Consider the following 22,845-nt stretch of genomic DNA (forward strand, 5'->3'; position numbering starts at 1 on the left):
GCTTCCCAAAAGGAAAACGCCGGAGGCTCCCCCGGCGTTCTCTTGTCTCTCGGTCCCGGTCGGCCTCGCGTCAGTCGTCGCGGTGTACCTTCTCGCGGCGCTCGTGACGCTCCTGCGCCTCGAGGCTGAGCGTGGTCGTCGGGCGCGCGACGAGACGTTTCAGCGAGATCGGCTCTCCCGTCTCCTGGCAGTATCCGAACTCGCCCTCCTCGATCCGGCGCAACGCGGCGTCGATCTTCGAGACGAGCTTGCGCTGACGGTCGCGGATCCGAAGCTCGAGCGCGCGGTCGGTCTCTTCGCTCGCGCGATCGGACACGTCGGGAATGTTGCGGGTCGCGTCCTGAAGGCCCGCAATGGTGTTCTTGCTGTCGGAAAGAAGCTCGTTCTTCTGTCGCATCAGTTCGCGCCGGAACCATTCGAGCTGGCGTTCGTTCATGAACGGCTCGTCCTCGGCGGGCTTGTAATCCTCGGGAAGGAACACTTCGGCCTTCATCTTCTGCGCTCCCTTTTCATGACCCACTTCAGCCATGGAATACTTGTCAGACATGTGGCACCCCTCGACGCGGCAATTACCCGAAGGCACTGGCAATGTCACTACACAAACACGGGTCGGCCATGGTTAATTCGGGCGCGGGCGCGGCGCTGCAAGGACGTTCGGCAATGGCTTGGAGCAGATGATGAAATTCACCGGAACCGGCGAGTACGTGGCGACGGAAGACCTGACCGTCGCGGTGAACGCGGCCGTGGCGCTGGAGCGCCCGCTTCTCGTCAAGGGCGAGCCCGGCACGGGCAAGACCGAACTCGCGCGGCAGGTGGCGGGCGCGCTGGGCCTGCCGCTCATCGAATGGTCGGTGAAATCCACCACCCGCGCCCAGCAGGGGCTTTACGAATACGACGCGGTGAGCCGCCTGCGCGACAGCCAGCTCGGCGACGCGCGGGTGAACGACGTGGCGAACTACATCCGCAAGGGCAAGCTCTGGGAGGCGTTCGAGGCCGACGGCAAGGTGGTGCTGCTCATCGACGAGGTCGACAAGGCCGACATCGAGTTCCCCAACGACCTCCTGCAGGAGCTCGACCGGATGGAATTCCACGTCTACGAGACGGGCGCGACGGTCCGCGCCCGGCACCGCCCGATCGTCATCATCACCTCCAACAACGAGAAGGAGCTGCCGGACGCCTTCCTGCGCCGTTGCTTCTTCCACTACATCCGCTTCCCGGACCCGGAGACGATGAAACGCATCGTCGAGGTCCACCATCCGGGCATCAAGCCCGCGCTGCTCGAGACGGCGCTGACGCAGTTCTACGAATTGCGCGAACAGCCGGGCCTGAAGAAGAAGCCCTCCACCTCGGAGGTGCTGGACTGGCTCAAGCTGCTGCTGGCCGAGGATATGGAGCCCGCCGACCTGCGCCGGGACGGACCCGACGCGCTGCCCCAGCTTCACGGCGCGCTGCTGAAGAACGAGCAGGACGTGCATCTTTTCGAACGCCTGGCCTTCTTGGCGCGGCGGCAGCGCTGAGGCGGTCGGCCCGGCAACGCCGGCGCCGCCCCGGCAGCCCGCGTGTGACGGCGCGGCATTCATGGTCTAGGCTGCGCCTGCCGGGTCCCGCGGCGCGCCGGCGCGGCCCGCGCCGCAAAAAGCGAAGACGCAAGGGAGCGCTCGTGCCAAGATACGTTCTGCCACTTCTGCTTCTGCTCGCGGCCTGCGCGCCCGCGCCCCGGGCCGCGGACACCGCAGCGCGCCTCGCCGTGGCAATCCCGAAGCTGCCGCCGGCCAAGCAGTTCTCCGCGGCGCGCCCTGACGCGCCCGCCCGGTCCAACGCCGATATCGCGCGCGATTTCCTCGACCTCGCCTTCACGCTGGAAAGCGGCCGCCCCGTCCCGGTCTTCACGCGCTTCGAGGAACCGATCACCCTGCGCGTGACCGGGCGGGCCGATCCCGCCCTGGCACGGGACCTGCGCGATCTGCTGCGCCGGCTTCGCGACGAGGCGGGCATCGACATCCGCCTCACGCGCGGACCGGAGGCCAACATAACGATCGAAAGCGTGCCCGGCGCGCGCATCCGGAGCGTGCTGCCGCAGGCGGCCTGCTTCGTCGTCCCCAATGTCAGCAGCCTCTCCGACTATGCGAGAAACCGCCGCAGCGCGCGCACGGCCTGGTCCGAACTGCCCACCCGCAAACGGGTAGGGATCTTTTTGCCCGCCGACATCTCGGGCCAGGAGGCGCGCGACTGCCTGCACGAGGAACTCGCCCAGGCGCTCGGGCCGCTGAACGATCTCTACCGGCTGTCCGACAGCGTCTTCAACGACGACAACATGCACGCGGTGCTCACCGGCTTCGACATGCTGATCCTGCGCGCCTACTACGCGCCGGACCTTGCCAGCGGCATGAGCCGCGACGATGTCGCCCGACACCTGCCCGCGGTGCTCGCGCGGCTCAACCCGGCGGGCGAGGGGCTGCCCGCAAGGCCGCTCGCGCCGACGCCGCGCGCCTGGAGCGACACGATCCAGGAGGCGCTCGGCCCGGGGGCCGCGCCGGCGGCGCGACGCGCGGCGGCCGAACGCGCCGTGGCCATCGCGCGGGCCTCGGGCTGGCGCGATCACCGGCTCGCCTTCGGCCATTTCGCGCTCGGCCGCCTTACCCAGAGCCACGCGCCCGACGCGGCGCGGGAGCATTTCGAAACCGCGGACCGGACGCTCGCGGCCCTGCCCCGCTCCGAACCGCACCGCGCCTTCGTGCGCGCCCAGCTCGCCGCCTACGCGATCGCCGACGGCGACGCCGAGCGGGCGCTCGCGCTCACCGCCCGGGCGATGCCGGTCGCCTCGCGCCACGAGAACGCGATGCTTCTGTCCACGCTGATGCTGCTGCGCGCCGAGGCGCTGGCGCTTGCCGGGCGCCCGCAGGAGGCGCGCGCCCTGCGTCTGGACAGCCTCGGTTGGGCGCGATACGGGTTCGGACCGGAGGGGGCGGTGCGCGGCAAGCTGGCCGAAATCGCCGCCCTGAACCCGCGAAACCACACGGGGGGCTGAGGCCGAATGATCCTGTTTTCGGCGCTGATCGGCGCGGCCATCGGCGCATTCACCGCCTACCGGCGCAAGGGCAACCGGCTCGACATGCTGCACTACGCGGCCGGATACGGCATCGCCTTCGGCCTCGTGGGCGCGGTACTGTCGATCGCGCTCGTCCGGCTGCAGGTCTGAGGGCGATGTTCCAGCCCTTCTTCCTCACCCTCAGGGAGAGCGGCGTTCCCGTCACGCTTCGCGAGTACCTGGCCTTCCTCGAAGCGGTGAAGGCCGATCTCGTGACCTACGACGTGGAGGGATTCTACTATCTCGCGCGCACCGCGATGGTGAAGGACGAGCGCCACCTGGACCGCTTCGACCGCGCCTTCGCCACCGCCTTCCAGGGCCTCGAGGACGTCTCGCTTGCCGAGATGCTGGACAGGGTCGATCTGCCCGAAGACTGGCTGCTCAAGATGGCGGAGAAGCACCTGAGCGAGGCCGAGAAGGCCGAGATCGAGGCGCTCGGCGGGTTCGACGCGCTCATGGACACCCTCAAGAAGCGGCTCGCGGAACAGGAGGCGCGCCACCAGGGCGGCTCCAAGTGGATCGGCACGGCGGGCACCTCGCCCTTCGGCGCCTACGGCTACAACCCCGAAGGCGTGCGCATCGGCCAGGACGAAAGCCGCCACCAGCGCGCCGTGAAGGTCTGGGACAGGCGCGATTTCCGCAACCTGGACGACTCGGTGGAGATCGGCACCCGCAACATCAAGGTGGCGCTGAAGCGGCTGCGGCAATGGGCGCGCGACGGCGCGGCCGAGGAACTCGACCTCGACGGCACGATCCGCGCCACCGCCGAACACGGCTACCTCGACGTCAAGACCCGCCCTGAGCGCCGCAACGCGGTGAAGGTGCTGCTCTTTCTCGACGTGGGCGGATCGATGGATGCCCATGTGAAGGTCGTGGAAGAGCTTTTCTCGGCCGCGCGCGCCGAGTTCAAGCATCTCGAGCACTACTACTTCCACAACTGCCTCTACGAGGGCGTCTGGCGCGACAACCGCCGCCGCTGGAACGAGGTCACGCCGACCTGGGACGTGCTGCACACCTATGGCGCGGATTACCGGTGCATCTTCGTGGGCGACGCCAGCATGAGCCCCTACGAGATCGCCTATCCCGGCGGTGCGAACGAGCACTGGAACGCCGAGGCGGGCGAGACCTGGCTGCGCCGCGCGCGCGCGCAGTGGCCTGAGACGCTCTGGATCAATCCCGTGCCCGAGCGACACTGGGATTACACGCCCTCGATCCGAATGATCCGAGAGATCTTCGAGGACCGGATGGTGCCGCTCACCCTCGAAGGGATCAATCGCGGCATCCAGGTCCTGCGGTGACACGCGCCGCGCCGTTTCGCCGCTTGCCGGGCGGCCCGGGCGAGCCCATATCTTCGTCATGATTAAGGTGACGCCGATCCTGCTCGCGGTGCTTTACGCGCTCGTCATGTACCGCATGTCGGTCTGGCGGACGAAGCGCGAGCTCGACGCGCGCTCCACCGAACTTGCCGACGCGCGGCTCAAGGCGCTCACCGACCGGATGGCCAAGGCGCTCGACGTGCCGCGCATCCGCGTGCACATCTACGAGGTGGACCCGGTGAACGGGCTCGCCGCCCCGGACGGGCGGATCTTCATCACCCGGGGCTTCTACCAGAAATACCGCAATGGCGAGGTCAGCGGGGAAGAGATCGCGTCGGTCATCGCGCATGAGCTGGGCCACGTCGCGCTCGGCCACACCCGGCGGCGGATGATCGACTTTTCCGGGCAGAACGCGCTCAGAAGCGCGCTCGCCATGGTGCTCGGGCGCATCATCCCGGGTATCGGCGTCTGGATCGCGAGCGCGCTCACGTCTCTGCTGGCCGCGGGGCTTTCGCGTGCCGACGAGTACGAGGCCGACGCCTATGCCGCGGCACTTCTGACCAAGGCCGGGATCGGCGTCGCGCCGCAGATCTCGCTCTTCCACAAGCTCGACGAGTTGACGCGCTCGCGCGCGGGTGTCGCGCCGGCCTGGCTCATGAGCCATCCGAAGACGGCAGACCGGATTGCGGCGCTGGAGCGTCTGGAGGGGAAGTGGCAGCCGGGCGAGACCTGACCGCCCCGCCCTGCCCCCCGCGGACCTCCGCGGCAAGCCAGTCCCGGAACGCGGCAAGGGGCGGGTAATCGTCCCGCGCGTGCGGCCACACCAGCCAATACCCTCCCCGCCCCGGCACCGCCGCCCCCCAGGCCGGCCGAAGCCGCCCCTCAGCGATCTCGGGCTCCGCCAGGAAGGGCGGCAGGAGCGCCACGCCCAGCCCGTGGATCGCCGCCTGCGTCATCGGCGCGAACTGGTCGAAGACCATGCCCCGCTGCGCCGGCGCGGCCTGGCCGTGATGCGCGAACCACCGCTCCCAGGCGCGCGGGCGCGACTGAAGGTGCAGAAGCGGCATCGCCGCGATCGCGGCGGGCCCGTCCGGCGGATGCCGCTCCAGGACACCCGGCGACGCGACCGCCAGCAACGGCTCGTCGGCAAGGTGAAGGTGCCCGCAGCCCGCCCGGTCGGCCGCGCCGAAATGGATCGCCGCGTCGAAGGCCTCGGTCTCGAAATCCACCGGCCGGAGCCGGGTCGTGAGGTGCAGCGTGACGCCCGGATGCGCGGCCTGGAACGCCGCGAGGCGCGGCGCGAGCCACCGGGTGCCGAAGGCGGGCAGGATGGCGAGCGAAAGCGTCCCTCCCCCCGGATTGGCGGTCAGTTCCATGGACGCACGCCCGATGAGGTCGAGCGCCCGCGACACCGCCTCGGCATAGTGGCGCCCGGCAGGCGTCGGCACCAGCCGGCGCTTCTCGCGGCGGAAAAGCGCCGCCCCGAGCTGCGCCTCGAGCCGCTGGACATGCCGGCTCACCGCAGCCTGGGTCATGTGCAGTTCATCCGCCGCCGCCGTGGTCGCGCCCGTGCGCATCACCGCCTCGAAGGCCCGAAGCATCGAGATCGAGGGCAGATAGCGTGGCGACCAGCTCATGGGACATGACCTTAGCACATGAAACGATGCGCGATAGTCGTTTTGCCGCGGCGCGTCGAGCCGCTATGCTGTGTCAAACGTTGCCGGGATCCTCCCGGAGAAAGGTGACCGCCATGACCCTAGACACCCCCGCCCCGCGCCTGCGCGCCAAGGACGCCCCCGATCTCGGACGCTTCGACTGGGCCGATGCCCTGCGCCTCGACGATCAGCTGTCCGAGGAAGAGCGGATGATCCGCGACAGCGCCCGCGCCTATGCGCAGGAGAAGCTGCAACCCCGCGTGATCGAGGCCTTCGACGCCGAAAAGACCGACCCGGAGATCTTCCGCGAGATGGGCGGGATGGGCCTGCTCGGCGTGACCGTGCCGGAGGAATACGGCGGCCTTGGCGGAAGCTATGTGAGCTACGGGCTCGTGGCGCGCGAGATCGAGCGCGTGGATTCGGGCTATCGCTCGATGATGTCGGTGCAGTCGAGCCTCGTCATGTATCCGATCCACGCTTACGGAACCGAGGAGCAACGGCAGAACTACCTGCCGAAACTCGCCTCCGGGGAATGGATCGGGTGTTTCGGCCGGACGGAGCCGGACGCGGGCTCCGACCCGGGCGCGATGAAGACGCGGGCCGAGAAGATCGAGGGCGGCTACCGGCTGACGGGCTCCAAGATGTGGATCTCGAATTCGCCGATCGCGGACGTCTTCGTTGTGTGGGCCAAGTCGGACGCGCATGACGGCAAGATCCGCGGTTTCGTGCTGGAAAAGGGCATGACGGGCCTCTCCGCGCCCAAGGTCGGCAACAAGCTTTCCTTGCGCGCCTCGATCACCGGCGAGATCGTGATGGAGGGCGTCGAGATCGGCGAGGACGCGCTGCTGCCCCATGTCGAGGGGCTGAAGGGGCCGTTCGGCTGCCTCAACCGCGCACGCTACGGCATCAGCTGGGGCGTCATGGGCGCGGCGGAGTTCTGCCTGCACGCCGCGCGGGGCTACGGGCTCGACCGCAAGCAGTTCGGCAAGCCCATCGCCCAGACCCAGCTTTTCCAGAAGAAGCTCGCCGACATGGAAACCGAGATCGCGCTCGGCCTGCAGGCGTCGCTCCGGGTGGGCCGGCTCATGGACGAGGCCAACGCGGCGCCCGAGATGATCTCGCTCGTCAAGCGCAACAATTGCGGCAAGGCGCTCGAGATCGCGCGGCACGCCCGCGACATGCATGGCGGCAACGGCATCAGCTCCGAATTCCAGGTGATCCGGCACATGATGAACCTCGAGACGGTGAACACCTACGAGGGCACGCACGACATCCACGCCCTGATCCTGGGTCGCGCGATCACCGGGCTGCAGGCCTTCGTCTGACGCGCCCCATCGCGCGCCCGGACGGGCGCGCCCGGTGAAGGCGTGGCGCGCGGAACGCGCGCCTCCGCCGGATCAGGGCAACGCCGCGAGCCAGAGCCAGGCGGTGAAGACCGACGCGGCCGTGCCGATCAGCACCGAGGAGGCCGCGACGCGGCGCGCGCGGCCGTACATGTCGGCGAAGATGTAGGTGTTCACGCCAGGCGCCATGGCCGCCGTCACCACCGCCGAGCGCAGACCCGTCTCGGGCAGCCCGGAGGCCTGGCCCAGCCCCCAGACGACCGCCGGATGCAGCAGCAGCGACACGGCGGCGACGAAGGCGATGGTGCGCAGATCCCCCTCCGGGCGATAGCGGTAGAGCACGCCGCCCAGCCCGAAGAGCGCCGCGGGAAGCGCCGCGCGCACCATCAGGTCGAGCGCGTCGCCGATCGGCACCGGCAGCGGCCATCCCGAAAGATTGACCGCGATGCCCGCGAGGATACCGAGGATCAGCGCGTTCTTGAGCATGGCGCCCGCGACCTTGGTCGGAAGGCCCGCGGTGCCTGCCCCCGCGCGGCGGGCGCGCACCAGCTCCATCGCGGCGATGCCCAGCGCGTAGCAGAAGGGAGAATGAAGCGCGATGATCGCGTAGTTCCCGGCCAGCGCGTCGGCGCCGTAGGCGCGTTCCGTGATCGGCAGCCCGAGCAGGAGAGAATTGGAAAAGAGGCAGCAGAACCCGATCGCCACCGCGTCCTCCCAGTCGCGCCCGAAGAGGTAGCGCGCGCCCAGAAGCCCCGCGAGGAAGCCCGCCACCGCCCCCGCATAGAAGCTCCCGATGAGCGCGGGATCGAAGCCCGCGCCGAGGTCGAGCGTGGAGAGCGCGCGGAACAGCAGGCAGGGCAGCGCGAACCTCTGGGTGAAGACCATAAGCCCGTCCACCGCGCTTTCGCTGAAGAGGCCCCGCCACACGGCGGCATAGCCGAAGCCGATCACCAGGAAGACCGGCAGGACGACCTCGATCAGCGCCTGCACGGGCGCCTCCGGGCCGCGCGCCGCGCCAGGGCGGGGTGTGCGTTCACAGCGGGTAGCGGATCACCATCCCGTCATGGGCGGGGGTGACGTTGTCGGGCGTGTCCCGGTCGACCTCTTCGTAGTCCATGTCGATATGCATGTTGGTCAGCACGGCGCGCGCGGGCGCGGCGCGCCCGATCCAGTCGAGCGCGAGGTCGAGATGGGCATGGGTGGGGTGCGGCGTGCGCCGCAGCGCGTCGAGCACCCAGCAGTCGAGCCCGTCCAGAACCGGCCACGCCGCGTCGTGGATCTCGACCGCGTCGGGCAGGTACGCCAGCGGCCCGATGCGAAAGCCCAGCGCATCGATCGCGCCGTGTTTCGCCCGGAACGGCGTGAAGGGGATCGTGCCTCCCGAGCCCGCGATCTCGAAGTCTTCGCGGATCGTGTGCATGTCGAGGATCGGCGGATAGGGGCTGTCCTCGGGCTGCATGAAGGCGTAGCCGAAGCGCGAGTAAAGGTCGTTCTGCGTGTCGCCGTCGGCCCAGACGGGCAGACGGCTGCGCATGTTGAAGACGATCATCCGCAGGTCGTCGATTCCGTGGACGTGGTCGGCATGGCTGTGGGTGTAGACGACGGCATCGAGCTCTCCCACGCCCGCGTCGAGCAGCTGCTGGCGCAGATCGGGCGTGGTGTCGATCAGCACGCGGGTGGTGCCCACCTCGGTCTCCCGCTCGACAAGAAGCGAGCAGCGCCGGCGGGTGTTCCTCGGGTTCGCCGGATCGCAGGCCCCCCAGTGCCCGCCAAGCCGCGGCACGCCCCCCGAGGAGCCGCAGCCCAGGATGGTGAAGCGCAGTTCGCCGCTCACGCGGCCGCCTCGTAGGCGGGCACGCGGTCGAAGAGTCGCTCGAAATTGGCCTCCGTGCGCGCGGCGAACTCTGCGTAGGACAGCCCGAATAGCTCGGCTGCCGCCTTGGCGGTGTGCACGACATGGGCGGGCTCGTTGCGCTTGCCGCGATGGGGCGGCGGCGCGAGGTAGGGGCTGTCGGTCTCCACGAGGATCCGGTCGAGCGGCGCGGCGGCGAAGATCTCGCGAAGCGCTTTCGATTTCGGAAAGGCGGTGATCCCGGACATGGACAGGTAGAAGCCCAGGTCGAGTGCCGCGCGGGCCAGGCCCGCCCCCGACGAAAAGCAGTGCATCACGCAGGGATAGGGCTTTTTCGCGTGTCCCTCCGCAAGGATCCGCGCCATGTCGTCATCCGCGTCGCGGGCGTGGATGATGAGCGGCAGGCCGGTCTCCTGCGCCGCGGCGATATGGATACGCAGGCTTTCCTGTTGTACCGCCGCGCTCTCGGCGGTGTAGTGGTAGTCGAGGCCGCTTTCGCCGAGCCCCACGCATTTCGGATCCTCGGCGAGGGCGACGAGCTCCTCCAGCTGCGCCAGGGGCTCTTGCGCGGCGCTCATCGGGTGGGTCCCCGCTGCGTAGAACACGCCCGCGTTGTGGTGCGCGATGTCGCGCACGGCGGGAAGGCTGCGCAGCTTCGTGCAGATCGTCACCATCCGGTGCACGCCGGCGTCCCGGGCGCGCGCGATGACGGCGTCCAGCTCTTCGGCGAGTTCCGGGAAATCGAGGTGGCAATGGCTGTCGGTGATCCTCGGCGCAACGCTCATGCCGCACGTCCCCCTGCCCTTGCTGACTGCCTTTTGCGGTTGCGGCCCGGCGTCAGCGCACCGCCTGCCCTGCAATCCTGTGGACCGTATCTAGGATGAGCGTGGCGGGGTCAAGGTTGACCGCCCGGCCATGCCGAAGCCGCGCGCCCAGCGTCTGGCTAAGCTCGGCCCAGCGCCGCGCGGCGGCCATGTCGGGGGCAAGGCGGGCGAGCGTGGCGGCCTCTCCGGGCACGGCCTCGGGCGGCGGCGCGCCCGTGGCGCCCGTGCGCGCCAGACGCGCGATCGCAAGGTCGAGAAGCTCGATCAGAAGATCGCGCACTGGCTCCGCGCCCCGGCCAGACGCGCGTTCGGAAAGCGCGATCGCGGCCGGGCGGTCGAGGCGCGGCAGACTTTCGAGGAGGTGCAACAGGTCGCGGTAAAGCCCGATGCCGCCGAGCCCTGCGAGCCGCACAGCCGCGCCCACCGAGCCGCCCGACAGTTCCGCGAGGGCCAGCGCCTCTTCCTGCCCCGCATCGACCCCCGCCTGCGCGAGCGCCGCGGCCATGTCGCCGGGCGCGAGCGGGACGAGGCGAAGTTCCCGGCAGCGCGACCGGATCGTCGGCAGAAGCCGCGCCGGCTGATGCGCGACAAGCAGCATGGTCGCCCGCGAGGGCGGCTCCTCCAGCAGCTTGAGAAGGGCGTTGGCGGCGTTCACGTTGAGATCGTCGGCGGCGTCGACGATCACCACCCGCCGGCCGCCCTCGGTGTTCGACAGCGAAAAGAAGCCCTTGAGCTTGCGGACCTCGTCGATCCTGATCTGGGCCGAAAGCGCCTTTCCGTCGTCCCGCGGCCCCCGGCGCAGCAGGAAGAGCCCGGGATCGGAAAGCGCGGCCACCCGCCGCGCCACCGGGTGATCCGGAGAGGCGGCGAGGCCGTCGGCCGCGGGCGGTGCGTCCGAAAAAAGCCCGCCCCCCTCCTCCACGGGCCGGGACAGCAGGAAGCGCGCGATGGACCACGCGAGCGTCGCCTTGCCGACGCCCTGCGGACCGGTCAGCAGCCAGCCATGGTGAAGCCGCCCGGACGCGTAGGCGTCGAGGAAGGCGCGCTCCGCCGCCTCCTGTCCGTAAAGCCGCGGCGTCTCGCGCGGGTGCGGCGCGCCCTCGACGCGATCGGGCTCGGGCAGATCGTCCGCCGCGCTCATGCGCCCGCCGCTTCCGCGACGCGCGCGGCCACCGCCTCCGGCGGGCCCGACCCGTCGACGATCCGGACACGCGCCGGCGCCTCGGCCGCCAGATCGAGGAAGGCGCGGCGCATCCGTGCCTGCATCTCGACGCCGAAAGCCTCGAAGCGGGCCTCCTCTCCGCCCCGGGCCCCTGCCCGCGCGAGACCCGCCGCTGGATCGATGTCGATCAGGATCGTGAGGTCGGGTTCGCGCCCGATGGTCATCTCGTGCAGGCGATCGACGAGGGCGCGCAGGTCGCCGCGCGTCACCCCCTGATAGACCCGCGTGGAATCGGCGAAACGGTCGCAGACCACCGTCGCGCCGCGCGCCAGCGCCGGCTCTATGGTGCGCTCCAGGTGATCGCGCCGCGCCGCGGTGAAAAGCAGGATCTCCGTCTCCGCGGACCAGCGGCCGGGATCCCCCGTCAGCAGGAGGCGCCGGATCTCCTCGGCGCCGGGCGAGCCTCCCGGTTCGCGCGTCAGCACCACGTCGCCCCCAGCGGCCTCGAGGCGGGAGGCGAGCAGGCGCGCCTGCGTCGACTTTCCCGAGCCGTCGATCCCTTCGAAGGTGATGAAGCGTCCCGGCACGGCGCGAGGCGTCAAAGCGCGTCGCCCGCGCGCTCGCTCAACCGTGTCGCCAGAAGCCGCGCGGCAAGCTGAACCCGGTCCAGGAAACCGCCCCGGGCCACGTCGCGGTCGGCCACCAGCGGGATGCGCGTCTCGGGCAGGCCCTCGGGACGCAGGATGAGTTCTCCGAGGCGCTGGCCTTTCTCGATGGGCGCCTCGACCGGGGTGTCGAAGACGGCCTCGCCCTCGACGCGCTCCTGCGCGACGGCCGGCACGAGGATCTCCCGGCTTTCGCCCGCCACGAGGCCCACCCGCGCATCCGCGCCGAGCCAGACATCCGCCTCGGCCACAACGGTGCCGGCCTCGACGATATCCCGCGCGACGAACTGGCGGAACGCCCAGTTCAGGATGCGCTGGGACTCCTCGGACCGCGCAGTCCGGTCGGCCAGCCCGGTGATGACGAAGGTGACGCGGCGATCGCCCTGCACCGCCGACCCCACGAGGCCGTAGCCCGCCTCCTCCGTGTGCCCGGTCTTGAGCCCGTCCGCCCCGACGCCGAGCCCCAGGAGCGGGTTGCGGTTGAAATGGTTGGACGGCACGCGCCCGTCATACTCGAACTCTTCCTCGGCGAAATAGGTGTAGAATTCCGGGAAATCCTCGATCAGTCGCGTGGTGAGAATACCGAGATCGCGCAGGCTCATGCGATGCTCGGGATGCGGCCAGCCGCTCGCGTTCACGAAATTCGACTGCGTCATCCCCAGCATCTCGGCCCGCTCGTTCATGAGCCGCGCGAAGGCGCTCTCGCTTCCGGCAAGCCCTTCGGCCACCACGACCGTGGCGTCGTTGCCCGACTGCACGACGATCCCGCGGATCAGTTCCTCGGCGGTGGGGCGGTCCGTGGTGGTCAGGAACATCGACGACCCGCCCATCGACATCGCGCGTTCCGAGACATCGAAGCGGGTCTCGAGCGTCATGCTCTCCACGTTCCGAAGCGCTTCGAAAAACATGTAAAGCGTCATCAGCTTCGACATCGACGCCGGCGGCAGGGGCGTGTCGGCATTCTTGGCCAGAAGCACCGTGCCGGTATTGTGATCGTAGACATAGGCCGCGCCCGCCTCGGTCTCGAAGGCCTGCGCCGGAAGCGCAAGGCAGATCGCGGCCATGAGCCCCGTGGCCAGGCGGAAGAGCGCTCGGAATTCCATGATCGGCATCGTTCCCGTCGGTTCCTTCCGTCAGTTTCTCACGACATAGGCATCGGCGAAACCGGCCGCCTTCACGATGCCGAGGGTCTCCTCGCGCTCGCGCTCGCTTGCGGCGGGTCCCACGAGCACCCGCCAGAAGGTCCTGTCCTGGCTCGTCTGGCGCCGGATCTCGGGCGAAAGACCCTCTTCGCGCATGGCGCTCGCGGCCTCGCGCGCGTTTTCCTCCATGCTGAAGATCCCGATCTGAACGTAGGATCGCGCGGGCGCGGGCTCCGCCGCGTCCGCCGCGGCCGGGGCGCCTTCCGCCGCCGCGCGCGCCGGCGCGGTATCTTCATCCAGCGCCGCGGACGCGGTCGCCACCGGGTCGAGGGGCGCGGCCTCGATCTCCGCCGGCGCGGCAAGCGACTCGGCGTCGCCCCCGCCCTCCTCGGGCGGCGCCTCGCCCGTCTCTTCCTGCACCGTCTCGCGGCGCAGCGCGACCACCTCCAGCCGCACGGGCTGCCCCGCGAGCATGCCGAGCGCAGCCGCGGCGTCCGAGGAGACCTGAAGCCGTGGACCGGGGTTCTGCCGCTCGCGCCGGAAAAGCGCGCCGACGACATCGCGCCCGTTGACGGTGTTTCGGATGATGACGCGCTCGGGCTCGGCTACCTCGGGATGCGCGACCCATACGCCGCCCAGCGACGGACGCCCGTCCCAAAGTCCCGCCTCCGCGACCCCGAACACCTCGGGTGCTTCGACGTCGCGTTCCACGAGCTTGACCGAGCGCTGCCCTGACGCGCCCGGCGCGGCACCCGTGCCGTTCGCTTGCGGCTGCAGGAAACCCGGTGCGCCGTCCTCGCCGCACCCCGCGAGCGCGAGCGCCAGGACGAGTGCGAACGCCGCCCCTGCCCTACGGCCGCGGCGCGCGTGATCTGCCGGTAAGATGATCATGTCATGCCCCTTGCCTGCCAGCGCGGCCGGTTTGTTTCCGGTCCTTGCCCCGCCTGCGCGGTGTTACCCCGCGTGCCGGGATCATAGCGCGGGGCCCCGCGCATGGAAAGCCCGTGCCGCCCGGCCGGCGGAAACCCTCCGCCGCGCGCCTTGCTCAATTTCATGTCACGCGATAGCACGTTCCCGCGCCTCCAAAGAGCGTGGCCGGCCGGACGGCCGGGCGCCGGACCGCGCGCTCGGGAAGGGTGGCAGAGTGGTCGATTGCAGCGGTCTTGAAAACCGCCGATGGGAAACCATCCGTGGGTTCGAATCCCACCCCTTCCGCCACCGCACTCCCGCAAATCATTGTTTTGTACGGAGCAGTTGATTTCTACCTTCTGAAAATACGCAATGGCGACGACTGCCCCGGTATTTGCCGGACTCTCGGGTCAGCTGTGAGCCGTCGAAGCGTTGGTCCAGCGCCAGCGCGGCGGTCTCTGTGCGCGTCGTCAAGCCGGACAACTGGGGGGTCACGAAGGGAGACGAACGCTCACACAAAGGCTCATCGCAGGGCGGCGGGCCCGCGAGAGGCGCTTTCGGCCCAAGATCGTTGTCAGGACCCGCTACGGATTGCAACCTGACGCACAACGGCGTTCAATTGGGAAAGACCGACTTACACGACGTCACGGGACACGACCGAGGCCACGGAGCGACGCATCAAGATCAGTATCAAGCGATTTGCGCTATCCTGTCTGGCGCTTTCGTCCTTTACCGGTACTGCCCATGCCAATGCCGGGTGGTTCTGGATCGCCATGCCCGCGCTCGCGGTCTACTGGTGGGTTGTGATCCTCCCCTTCGCACTGGAATGGGGCGCGCTTTGGAAGCGCTTCGATCTATCGCTTGGTAAGGCTTTCAAGGTTTGCCTCGCCGCCAACACGCTTTCGACGCTCGCGGGCATTGTCCTCGGCTTCATCATCGGGATCCCGCTCGACACGAGCCTCAACATCTCCTTCACGCGAATGCCCGTCGAGGTCGTAATTCTCGGGTTCCTTCTGTTTCTGCTGGTGACATCGCTGGTCAATCTCATCATCGAATACTGGGTGATCCTGAGATGGCTGCCCCCCGAGGCGACCCCATTGGCAGGAAGGCCGCGGCTTTTCATCTTCGGTCTGAACCTGGTGAGCGGCGCAACGACCTTGGCAATGCTGTTTATACTGGACGCGCTCGAGATCACCTGATCACCGGCTGTGGGTGACCGACAGTCGTCCCACCTGCCACACCAGGGTCGCGGACGCGTCAACGCCGGGTTCAGCGGGCTTCGGCACGCAGCGAGGTAGACAGCGGGTCGCCGCTCAGTAGAGGTAGACGGCTTCCGCCCTGAGCACGCGCACGCCGCTCTTGTCGAAGAGGTCCAGCGTGGTGCCGTCGATCTGCCAGCGCGCCACGCGTTCCAGGGCCCGTGCGAGGGCCCGCTCGGCCTCATCCAGCGGCGACGGACACATCATCCTGGTCATCGCGGCGGTAGCGAAGGAAAGCGTGTTGCCCTCGGTCTCGTAGCCGCCACGGATCCTGTTGCAGCCCACGGTGGCGCCGAAGGTGGCCTCTTCGCCGGTGCGCAGCAAAAGATGGGGCTCGCGCCTGGTCTCGACGGGGCGTGTCGCCTCTCCTTCGATCTCGAGGAGCCTCCAGTACGTGTTCGTCAACGCCGCGGCATCCTGCGGACCGGCGTGGCCGCCGGTGCCGGCACAGGTCAGTCCGGGCTCGAACCGCAAGAAGCTTTCGATCTCCAGCTGCATGCGGTCCGGCCCGTCCATCGCCGGGTGCACCGCCAGTCGACCTTCGAGCATCGCCAGGACCGGGTCGCCGGGCTCTTGCGTGTCGAGGCGCTCATAGGCGCGCTCGACATCGATGAACGCGCCGTGCATCAGAACGGGGTAGGACCGGCCTGTCAGGCATTCGGTGAAGCGTGCCGCGTCCGCGACATGGCGGAACATTCCGGTCAGAAACTGGGTCCCCTCTGCGGGCTGCAAAGGGCCCGCGGCGAGGGTGTAGGGAAGGTCACTCTCGATCCGGTTTCCCTGCGTATCCGTCATGCGAAGATCGCCGTTGCCCATGATGTCGAGGACGACCGGCGCCTCGCGCCCGCCGCGAAGCACGATGGCGCCGCGCGCGGGATCCGCGTGCCAACGCCCCCGGTCATAAACCGGGTCGCCACCGCCATAGGTCTGGCGAAGGTGGTAGACCTGGTCCGGCCAGATATCGAGATGCCAGTCGACGCCGGGACCGGAGGCCATCGGCATCGTTCCGGTAAAGCTCGCGGGCAGCGTGAGACCCGGCGCCGTGTGCACCTGACCCGCGCGGTCGGGCTGCGCCGAAACGGGGCGCAGGATCACGTCCACCTGCATGGGGGCGTCGCGGGTGATGACCGGCGCGTGCGTGTCCGTCGTCATCAACAGCCGTTCGCCCAGCGTGACGCGCGCGCGCACCGCGTAGGTGTGACGTTCATCGATCTGGGCGGGGTCGTAGGTCAGCGAGAAGGGAAAGGGCGGAAGGCCCAGGTTCTTCGGCGTGTCGGTGGCGATCACCGTGGCCGGGGCGTCGGCCAGCGACACGTCCTCCAGCGCCACCTCGAGCACGGCGCCCGGCGGCAGCGTGACGTGGTCGGGATAGGTCACGCTGCCGGTGACGCGCGCCTCGCTGGCAAAGGCGGCGCCAAGGAAAACCGACTGCACGAGGGCAAGGGCATTGACGAAGAGCATGGGTTGCGGGAGGCGCATCGACCGTCTCCTGATTGGATGATGTCAGGCCGAGAGAATTCTCGACTTCTGCGTGGCGAATTCGTCATCCGTCAGAATGCCTTTTTCCTTCAGTTCCGCCAGCTTGGAAAGCTCGTCCGCGGGCGAGACCTGGGCGACCGACCGGATGTAGTCGCGGCGCGCCTCCTCGGCACGGGCGATCGCATCCACCGTGTTCTCGTGCATCCTGTCGCCACGGACGACGATGTAGACGAGAACACCGAGCCACGGAATGATGATGACGAAGCCGATCCAGAGTGCCTTGGCCACGCCGCCCATGTCCTGCGAGCGGAAGATGTCGGCAACGACCGAGATCAACACCCAGATCCAAGCGGCGAGCATGAAAAGCAAGAAGATGGACCAGATGAGGCCGAAGAAACCGATGCTCTCTTCCATGGCATTTCCTTTTCTTTCCCGCGCCCGGAACTCCTCGGGGCGCCATATCGCCCCGGGACCCGGTCCCGGGGGATGTCGTCACGGTCTGCGGTCGAGGCGCCGAGGGGCCGAGCGAGGGCAAGGAGACGCGCGCCGCTTCAGGCGCCCACCACTTGCCGCCCGCGAGGTTCAGCCGCGCTTGCCCAGAACCTGCCCGACGACCGCCGTCAAAGCCCCGCCGCCGACCGCGCCGCCGGCCAGCTGACCGATCAGCGATCCCAGATCCAGTCCGCTGGCCGCTGCGGCCGGGTCGCCCGCACCGCCCAGGATCGCACCGATCAGCGAGCCTCCAGCCACGCCGCCCAGCGCGCCGGAAAGAAGCTTCGGCAAAAGCGCCATGCCCGCGGACTTGACGACTTGGCTCGCCACCCCGCCACCTGCGATGCCGGCGAGGGCCTGTACCGCGACTGCGACAATCCCTTCCATCGACGTCTCCTTTTTTGCGGAAATCCCCCGAGGGTTCTTTCCAGTGCAAGCGCCCCGGCGCGCATCCCCCGCGAAACCGGAAACCGCCCGCCTCGTCTTGTCGTGCTCGTCTTTTCCCTTGGCAGCAGATCCGCTGTCCAATGCAGACTTCCATCCCTGTGATGCCGCCCGGGCATCACGCCTTTTTCCGATATCGCCGCGGGCGGGATATCTGCCGCGATCCCGGCGGCCAGCCTCCGGCTGATCGAGACGGCCAAGGAGAGACGACGCGACGGGCACGCGCCCCTCACGCGCGCCTGCGGGACGTCGGCGGTCAGCGGCCTGCGCAAGACAGCCTGTCGCGATGGCCCGTTCGTCCCTCGCCGGGCAACGGGACATTGTCACGCCACGGGCGCGATGGCCGCCCCGCCGCGCGGGTCTCCCTTGATCCGCATCTCGGTCTGCGGGAACGGGATCGTCAGGCCACGGGCGTCGAAGGCCTCCTTCACCTGCCGGGTCAGGTCCCAGTAGACCTCCCAGTAATCCTCTGCGCGCACCCATGGCCGGGCGATGAAGTTGACGGAGCTCTCGCCGAGTTCGTGGACGCGGATGGCCGGGGCGGGCTCCTTTAGCACCTTGGGGTGCGCGCCGAGCACCTCCTCGAGCGTTTCCTGAGCGAGTTCGATCGAGTCCTCGTAGCCGATGCCGAAAACCATATCGACGCGCCGCGTCTCCGAGGCGGTGGTGTTTATTATGACGTCGCCCCAGACCTTGGAATTGGGTATCACGATCACCTGGTTGTCGGGCGTCGTCACCGTCGTCGACACGACCGACACCTTCTTCACCGTGCCGCCGACGCCCGCCACCGTCACGTAATCACCCTCGTCGAAGGGGCGGTTGATCATGATCATCAGCCCGGCGGCAAGGTTGCCGAGCGTGTCCTGCATCGCGAAGGCGGCGATGAACGAGGCGCCGCCGACGAGCGCGAAGAGCGGCGTTATGTTCACGCCGAGCGCCGCGAGCACGATCATCAGGCCCACGGCGATCACCAGCCAGTAGACGACCATGGCGAGGAAGCCCCGCAAGAGCTTCGACAGGTTCGGCACGCGCCCCAGCAGCCGCCGCGCCCAGGCGCGCACGATCCGCGCCACGACGAGCAGGCCGAGCAGCGAGCCCCCGATCACGGCAACGCGGAGCGCGAGCTGAAGCCCGCCCTCGGGCGAGACGAACCAGGCCAGAACGTTCCTGGCGATCTCCTGCGGCTCCAGCGTCGCCGTCTCCTCGACCGTGATGGCGCTGCGGTAGGTCCGCAGCGAGTCGATCAGGGCCGGGTCGCCGCCCTTGCCCTCCAGGCTGGTGACGACGGCGCCGTATTTCTCGAAGATCTCGCTGCGCGCGGCCAGCAGGTCGGCCTGCGCGGCCTTTTCCGCCTTCGCGACGCCCTCGCCCTCCTGTCGGATCTCCAGGTTGCGTTCCACGACCGCGAGCGTGGCGTCGCGGGCAATGTCCCGCCAGGCCTCGGCGAGCGCGGTCAGTTCCTCCACCGTGAGCGGCACCAGCCGAAGGCGCAACTCCTCGAGCGGGATCGCGGGATCGGCGAGGCCCTCCGGAAAGCCGGGGTCCTCGATGGCGCGGGGCGTCGCGGTGGCCTCTTCGGCGGCGCTACCGGATGTGGCGCGATCGTTCGCCGTTTCGCTTTGCGCCGCGACGGGCAGAGGCGCCACGGCGAAAAGAAGAAGGATGAGAAGGACCCGGAGGCGATGCATTTCAGGTCTCCTGATTCTGCGAGTGATCGGATGCGGCCGCTCGCGGGGCGGAGGCGGCCGGCGTTGCGCGGTCGTCCGACCGTGCATTCGGAAGCTGCCCGCGGCGCCGGAGGAGCAGCCAGCCGATCACCCCGAGATAGGCGAAGATGCCCGCGGTCAGCAGCGCCTGGTCGGGTCTGGGGTTGCGCGCGGTGCGCGCCTCGGGCGGGCGCGGCACGAGCGCCGGGGCGGCGCGCAGGCTCGCGCCGACGTCCACGCGCGTGCCGAGCGCCCGATCGATCGCGCGCACGGTCGTGTCCGTGAGCGGTTGCACCCGAGTGTCGAAGGAAATCGGCCCCTGCCGGCCAAGCCCGGCGGTTCCGGGCGGCGCGGGTCCGGTGATGACCGTCTGCATCGACAGCACGGAGACGGCGCGGTCGAGCCCGGGGTGGCTTTCGGGGCGCAGCGTGGCCTCTCCGAGAAACGGCAGGGCGATGCGCGTGGGCCCCTGCCACCAGGCGGACGCGTCCACGAGGCGCAGCCCGGGCGACTCGCGGAGCAGGCGCACCACGTCGCCGCGCTGGCGGCTCGCGATCACGAGGCCCGCCTCGGCGGCACCCCGGGCGATCGCCGATCCGATGGACGCAGCGCCGCTGTCGGCCTGTGGCGCGAGCGTGAGATCGCCCTCTCCGTGCCGGGTCAGGACAGAGGCGATGAGGTGGCTCGGCGATCCCTCCGGACCGGTGGCCACCACCCGCGCGTCGCCAAGGCGCGCCGGCCCGTCATCCTGCGCGATGGCGTAAAGGACGGACCGCCCGACCACGCCGATCGCCTCGACGCCTTCTTCGCGGATCGCGCCATCCGGTGTGAGCCGGAAATGCGCGGCCGCCGGCACGACGGCCATGCGGGCCTCGCCTCCGGCGAGGGCCGAGAGCGGGCGCTTGGCGGGCGCCAGCGCCACGGCGCGGCCCGGCATCGCCGTGCGCACCGCCTCGAGCGCGCGATTGGCAGGCCCGCTGCCCAACTCCTCGGGATTGACCGCGATTGCCAGCGGGATCTCCGGCGGCGTGGCGGCGCTGCCCTCGACAATGCCGAGGCGCGCCAGCGCGATGGCCGCCACGGCGCGCGGCGTGCGCCCCGTGACCTGCACCTGCCTGACCAGTTCGCGCAGCGTCGGCGCGTCGACCGCGCCGGCCAGCGGCGCAAGGGCGTCGGGCAGGGCCGGATGCCGCGAAAGCGCCGCGGTGCTCGTCAGCGGGGCAGCGTCGTAGGCCGGGAAGAAGGGCCGGTCCACCGACAGGGGCGCAAGGCCGAAATCGAAGATCTGGGGGTCGGTCGAGAAACCGATCATCACGTCGATCCGCTCGTCGATGAGCATCTGGTAAAGGCCCTCGCGCCGCTCGTCCGGGACCACGACCACATCGCGGAAGTCGAGGCCGAACAGCTCGACGAAGCCGGCCAGGCCGTCTCGCGGACGTTCGGCGAAACTCCGGCTGACGCCGAGGCGAAGCTCCCCGGCGATGGGCGCGAGGCTGCTGACGCCGGCAAGCTCCGCGCGCTGCGCCAGCGCCCGGCGCGTCACCGGCACGAACCGCGACTCGACCCCGAACGGAGCGAGGAACTCGAGGCCGAGCGCGGCGAAGGGTTCGACGAGCCGCGCGCGCACGGCGTCCGGATCGACCTCGGGCGGCACGTCGAGCAGCGCGAGCGCGGTGCCGGAATATTCCGGGTAGACATCGACGCTGCCCGCCCGCAGCGCCTGGAAGACGTCCGCGCTGTCGCCGAGGCCGATGCGCCGCTCGACGGAGAAGCCCCGCGCCTCCAGCGTCAGGGCCATCATCTCGGCGAGAACACGGTCCTGAACCGTGTTCTTCGAGGCCACGACGACCGGGGTCCGGGCGCAGGCCGAAAGCGTCAGCGCTGCGACGAGGCAGAAGGCGGCGACCCCTCGCATCATGTCACCTGATCTGCCTTCGCTCTGCCGGTGGGCTCGCTGGCGAGCGCGCGCAGAAAACCGACGACCTGAAGCATCAGAACCGCCGAGAACGGGATGGCGCCCAGGGTCGCCATGGCGCGCGCCACCTCCACGGAGGTCGACAGAAGCGTCGCCGCGGTGATGACCGCGACAAGGCCGCCCCAGACGATCTTGGCCGTGGCGGGCGGTTCGAGGCGTCCGTCCGTGGTCATCATGGACAGGACGAAGGTGCCGGAATCCGCCGAGGTCACGAGGAAGATGAAGATCAGCGCGAGCGCCGCCACGCTGAGGAGCCCCGCGAGCGGGAAGTAGCCGAAGAAGGCGAAAAGCGCCTCGGAGACGTTGTCGGCCACGAGCGCCGAGAGCCCGCCCGGACCGAAGAGCTCCACGTAGATGCCTGCGCCGCCGAACACCGCGAACCAGAGGATCGAGAACAGCGTCGGCACGAGGATCACGCCGGCGCAGAACTCGCGGATCGTGCGGCCCTTCGAGATCCGCGCGATGAAGACGCCGACGAACGGACCCCAGGCGAGCCACCAGATGAGATAGGTCAGCGTCCAGCTCGCCGACCACTGGGTCAGCCCTTCATAGGGGAACAGACGGAACGAGAGCGTCACGATCTGCGAGACATAGGCGCCCAGCGTGTCGACCGCGCTTTCGAAGATGAAGGCGGTGGGTCCGACCAGCATGATGAAAAGCATCATCGCAAGGGCGAGCACCATGTTGATGTTCGAAAGCAGCTTCATGCCCTTCTCGACGCCGGTGAGCGTGGAGATCATGTAGGCCGCGTAGAGAACGGCGAGGATCGCCAGCGCGACGCCGATCGTCTCGGGGACATCGATCACGCTCGCGAGGCCGGACCGCACCTGCAACGCGCCCATCGCGAGCGAGCCGGCGAGACCGAAGACCACCGCCACCACGCCGAGCACGTCCGCCCCGACCAGCACGCCGCGTTCGGCCCGCCCCCCGATCAGGCCGACGAGCGGCGTCGAGATCAGCGGCTTGCCGCCGCGGCGGAAGGTGAAATAGGCGATGATGAGGGCGCAGATGCCGTAGATCGACCATGCGTGCAGACCCCAGTGCAGATTGGTGATCACCATCGCGACGCGGGCGGCCTCGGGCGTGCCGCCCTCCTGTCCCGGGGGCGCGTCGAAATGGGTGACGGGCTCGGCCACGCCCCAGAACAAGAGCCCCGCCCCCATGCCGCCGGCGAACAGCATCGCGATCCACGACGCGGTGGAGAAGTCCGGCCGGTCGTCGTCCGCGCCTAGGCGGATGCTTCCCCACGGGCCGAGGGCGAGCACGGCGGCGAAAATCACGAAGGCGGAGCAGAGCGCGAGCCACCACCAGCTGGCGCCCACCATGAACCACGTGGTGAAGCCCAGCACGCTGCCCGCCATCGTGTCCGGTGCGAAGAGGCCCCAAAGCCCCACGGGCACGCAGATGGCGAGGGCAATCAGGAAGACGGCATTCGACTTCATGCTGGCGGGCCTTCCGACGTTGGCAGGAGCGCACCTTTCCGCGATGCCTCACGGTCCGGTGTGGTGGCGCGTTGCTGACGCACGGGCGGCGG

Annotated in this window: 22 protein-coding genes and 1 tRNA gene; 8 read left to right on the forward strand and 15 right to left on the reverse strand. The window is 69.4% G+C overall.

Annotation, left to right across the window (positions count from 1 at the left end; genetic code table 11):
- Positions 1 to 70: 70 nt before the first annotated feature.
- A complete protein-coding gene (gene dksA / locus AB6A66_RS01010; RefSeq protein WP_371037750.1) occupies positions 71 to 493 on the reverse strand; it encodes an RNA polymerase-binding protein DksA in 423 nt (140 codons plus the stop codon).
- A 184-nt stretch (positions 494 to 677) separates the two neighbouring features.
- Between dksA and AB6A66_RS01015 the strand changes: the two genes are divergently transcribed.
- The 5 genes from AB6A66_RS01015 to AB6A66_RS01035 all read left to right on the forward strand — a co-directional run bounded on the left by AB6A66_RS01015 (position 678) and on the right by AB6A66_RS01035 (position 5,137).
- A complete protein-coding gene (locus tag AB6A66_RS01015; RefSeq protein WP_371054657.1) occupies positions 678 to 1,517 on the forward strand; it encodes an AAA family ATPase in 840 nt (279 codons plus the stop codon).
- Positions 1,518 to 1,660: 143 nt separating this feature from the next.
- Positions 1,661 to 3,028, forward strand: a complete 1,368-nt coding sequence (locus AB6A66_RS01020; protein ID WP_371054426.1) for a DUF2927 domain-containing protein — start codon at positions 1,661 to 1,663, stop codon at positions 3,026 to 3,028.
- Positions 3,029 to 3,034: 6 nt separating this feature from the next.
- Positions 3,035 to 3,199, forward strand: coding sequence for an apolipoprotein acyltransferase (locus AB6A66_RS01025; RefSeq protein ID WP_371037753.1), 165 nt, complete (start codon positions 3,035 to 3,037; stop codon positions 3,197 to 3,199).
- Between the two features lie 5 nt (positions 3,200 to 3,204).
- Positions 3,205 to 4,386, forward strand: a complete 1,182-nt coding sequence (locus AB6A66_RS01030) for a VWA domain-containing protein (RefSeq protein ID WP_371054427.1) — start codon at positions 3,205 to 3,207, stop codon at positions 4,384 to 4,386.
- 58 nt (positions 4,387 to 4,444) lie between these two features.
- Positions 4,445 to 5,137 (forward strand): M48 family metalloprotease, encoded by a 693-nt coding sequence (locus AB6A66_RS01035; RefSeq protein WP_371037755.1) that lies wholly within the window; start codon positions 4,445 to 4,447, stop codon positions 5,135 to 5,137.
- Here the strand turns inward: AB6A66_RS01035 and AB6A66_RS01040 are convergent.
- The gene (locus AB6A66_RS01040; RefSeq protein WP_371054428.1) at positions 5,058 to 6,041 is read right to left on the reverse strand and encodes a LysR family transcriptional regulator; all 984 of its coding nucleotides are present in this window, start codon (positions 6,039 to 6,041) and stop codon (positions 5,058 to 5,060) included. The genes AB6A66_RS01035 and AB6A66_RS01040 overlap by 80 nt on opposite strands.
- Before the next feature lie 113 nt (positions 6,042 to 6,154).
- Here AB6A66_RS01040 and AB6A66_RS01045 point away from each other — a divergent pair, with 113 nt between their 5' ends.
- On the forward strand, positions 6,155 to 7,384 hold the full coding sequence (locus tag AB6A66_RS01045) for an acyl-CoA dehydrogenase (RefSeq protein WP_371054429.1): 1,230 nt from the start codon (positions 6,155 to 6,157) through the stop codon (positions 7,382 to 7,384).
- Between the two features lie 72 nt (positions 7,385 to 7,456).
- On the opposite strand, the gene AB6A66_RS01050 is transcribed toward AB6A66_RS01045, so the two are convergent.
- The 7 genes from AB6A66_RS01050 to AB6A66_RS01080 are packed head-to-tail and all read right to left on the reverse strand — an operon-like array spanning position 7,457 to position 13,938.
- Positions 7,457 to 8,392, reverse strand: a complete 936-nt coding sequence (locus AB6A66_RS01050) for an AEC family transporter (RefSeq protein WP_371054430.1) — start codon at positions 8,390 to 8,392, stop codon at positions 7,457 to 7,459.
- A 43-nt stretch (positions 8,393 to 8,435) separates the two neighbouring features.
- Positions 8,436 to 9,236 carry an MBL fold metallo-hydrolase gene (locus AB6A66_RS01055; RefSeq protein ID WP_371054431.1) on the reverse strand — a complete coding sequence of 267 codons (801 nt, stop codon included), beginning with the start codon at positions 9,234 to 9,236 and terminating at the stop codon, positions 8,436 to 8,438.
- On the reverse strand, positions 9,233 to 10,039 hold the full coding sequence (locus tag AB6A66_RS01060; RefSeq protein WP_371054432.1) for a TatD family hydrolase: 807 nt from the start codon (positions 10,037 to 10,039) through the stop codon (positions 9,233 to 9,235). Before AB6A66_RS01060 ends, AB6A66_RS01055 begins: the two co-directional genes overlap by 4 nt.
- A 52-nt stretch (positions 10,040 to 10,091) precedes the next feature.
- On the reverse strand, positions 10,092 to 11,219 hold the full coding sequence (locus tag AB6A66_RS01065; protein WP_371054434.1) for a DNA polymerase III subunit delta': 1,128 nt from the start codon (positions 11,217 to 11,219) through the stop codon (positions 10,092 to 10,094).
- On the reverse strand, positions 11,216 to 11,842 hold the full coding sequence (gene tmk, locus AB6A66_RS01070; protein ID WP_371037762.1) for a dTMP kinase: 627 nt from the start codon (positions 11,840 to 11,842) through the stop codon (positions 11,216 to 11,218). The genes AB6A66_RS01065 and tmk overlap by 4 nt, the downstream gene beginning before the upstream one ends.
- Positions 11,839 to 13,008, reverse strand: a complete 1,170-nt coding sequence (locus AB6A66_RS01075) for a D-alanyl-D-alanine carboxypeptidase family protein (protein WP_371054435.1) — start codon at positions 13,006 to 13,008, stop codon at positions 11,839 to 11,841. Before AB6A66_RS01075 ends, tmk begins: the two co-directional genes overlap by 4 nt.
- Before the next feature lie 30 nt (positions 13,009 to 13,038).
- Complete coding sequence (locus AB6A66_RS01080; RefSeq protein ID WP_371054436.1) at positions 13,039 to 13,938, reverse strand: SPOR domain-containing protein; 900 nt, start codon at positions 13,936 to 13,938, stop codon at positions 13,039 to 13,041.
- A 239-nt stretch (positions 13,939 to 14,177) separates the two neighbouring features.
- Here AB6A66_RS01080 and AB6A66_RS01085 point away from each other — a divergent pair.
- Together AB6A66_RS01085 and AB6A66_RS01090 are read left to right on the forward strand one after the other, a co-directional pair.
- A tRNA-Ser gene (locus AB6A66_RS01085) sits at positions 14,178 to 14,265 on the forward strand.
- A gap of 464 nt (positions 14,266 to 14,729) precedes the next feature.
- A complete protein-coding gene (locus AB6A66_RS01090) occupies positions 14,730 to 15,155 on the forward strand; it encodes a hypothetical protein (protein WP_371054437.1) in 426 nt (141 codons plus the stop codon).
- Positions 15,156 to 15,269: 114 nt separating this feature from the next.
- Here AB6A66_RS01090 and AB6A66_RS01095 read toward each other — a convergent pair whose 3' ends face one another.
- From AB6A66_RS01095 to AB6A66_RS01120, 6 genes are all read right to left on the reverse strand, one after another.
- The gene (locus AB6A66_RS01095; RefSeq protein WP_371054438.1) at positions 15,270 to 16,694 is read right to left on the reverse strand and encodes a YbaY family lipoprotein; all 1,425 of its coding nucleotides are present in this window, start codon (positions 16,692 to 16,694) and stop codon (positions 15,270 to 15,272) included.
- Positions 16,695 to 16,718: 24 nt separating this feature from the next.
- Entirely contained in the window at positions 16,719 to 17,108 is a 390-nt protein-coding gene (locus tag AB6A66_RS01100) for an SHOCT domain-containing protein (RefSeq protein WP_371054439.1), read from the reverse strand.
- 168 nt (positions 17,109 to 17,276) lie between these two features.
- Positions 17,277 to 17,573, reverse strand: a complete 297-nt coding sequence (locus AB6A66_RS01105; RefSeq protein ID WP_371054440.1) for a hypothetical protein — start codon at positions 17,571 to 17,573, stop codon at positions 17,277 to 17,279.
- Between the two features lie 380 nt (positions 17,574 to 17,953).
- Positions 17,954 to 19,318 carry a mechanosensitive ion channel family protein gene (locus AB6A66_RS01110; RefSeq protein ID WP_371054441.1) on the reverse strand — a complete coding sequence of 455 codons (1,365 nt, stop codon included), beginning with the start codon at positions 19,316 to 19,318 and terminating at the stop codon, positions 17,954 to 17,956.
- Position 19,319: 1 nt separating this feature from the next.
- Entirely contained in the window at positions 19,320 to 21,254 is a 1,935-nt protein-coding gene (locus AB6A66_RS01115; RefSeq protein WP_371054442.1) for a glycine betaine ABC transporter substrate-binding protein, read from the reverse strand.
- Entirely contained in the window at positions 21,251 to 22,753 is a 1,503-nt protein-coding gene (locus AB6A66_RS01120) for a BCCT family transporter (protein ID WP_371054443.1), read from the reverse strand. The genes AB6A66_RS01115 and AB6A66_RS01120 overlap by 4 nt, the downstream gene beginning before the upstream one ends.
- Positions 22,754 to 22,845: the final 92 nt, after the last annotated feature.

This window comes from Rhodosalinus sp. K401 (assembly GCF_041365735.1).
Lineage (GTDB): Bacteria > Pseudomonadota > Alphaproteobacteria > Rhodobacterales > Rhodobacteraceae > Rhodosalinus.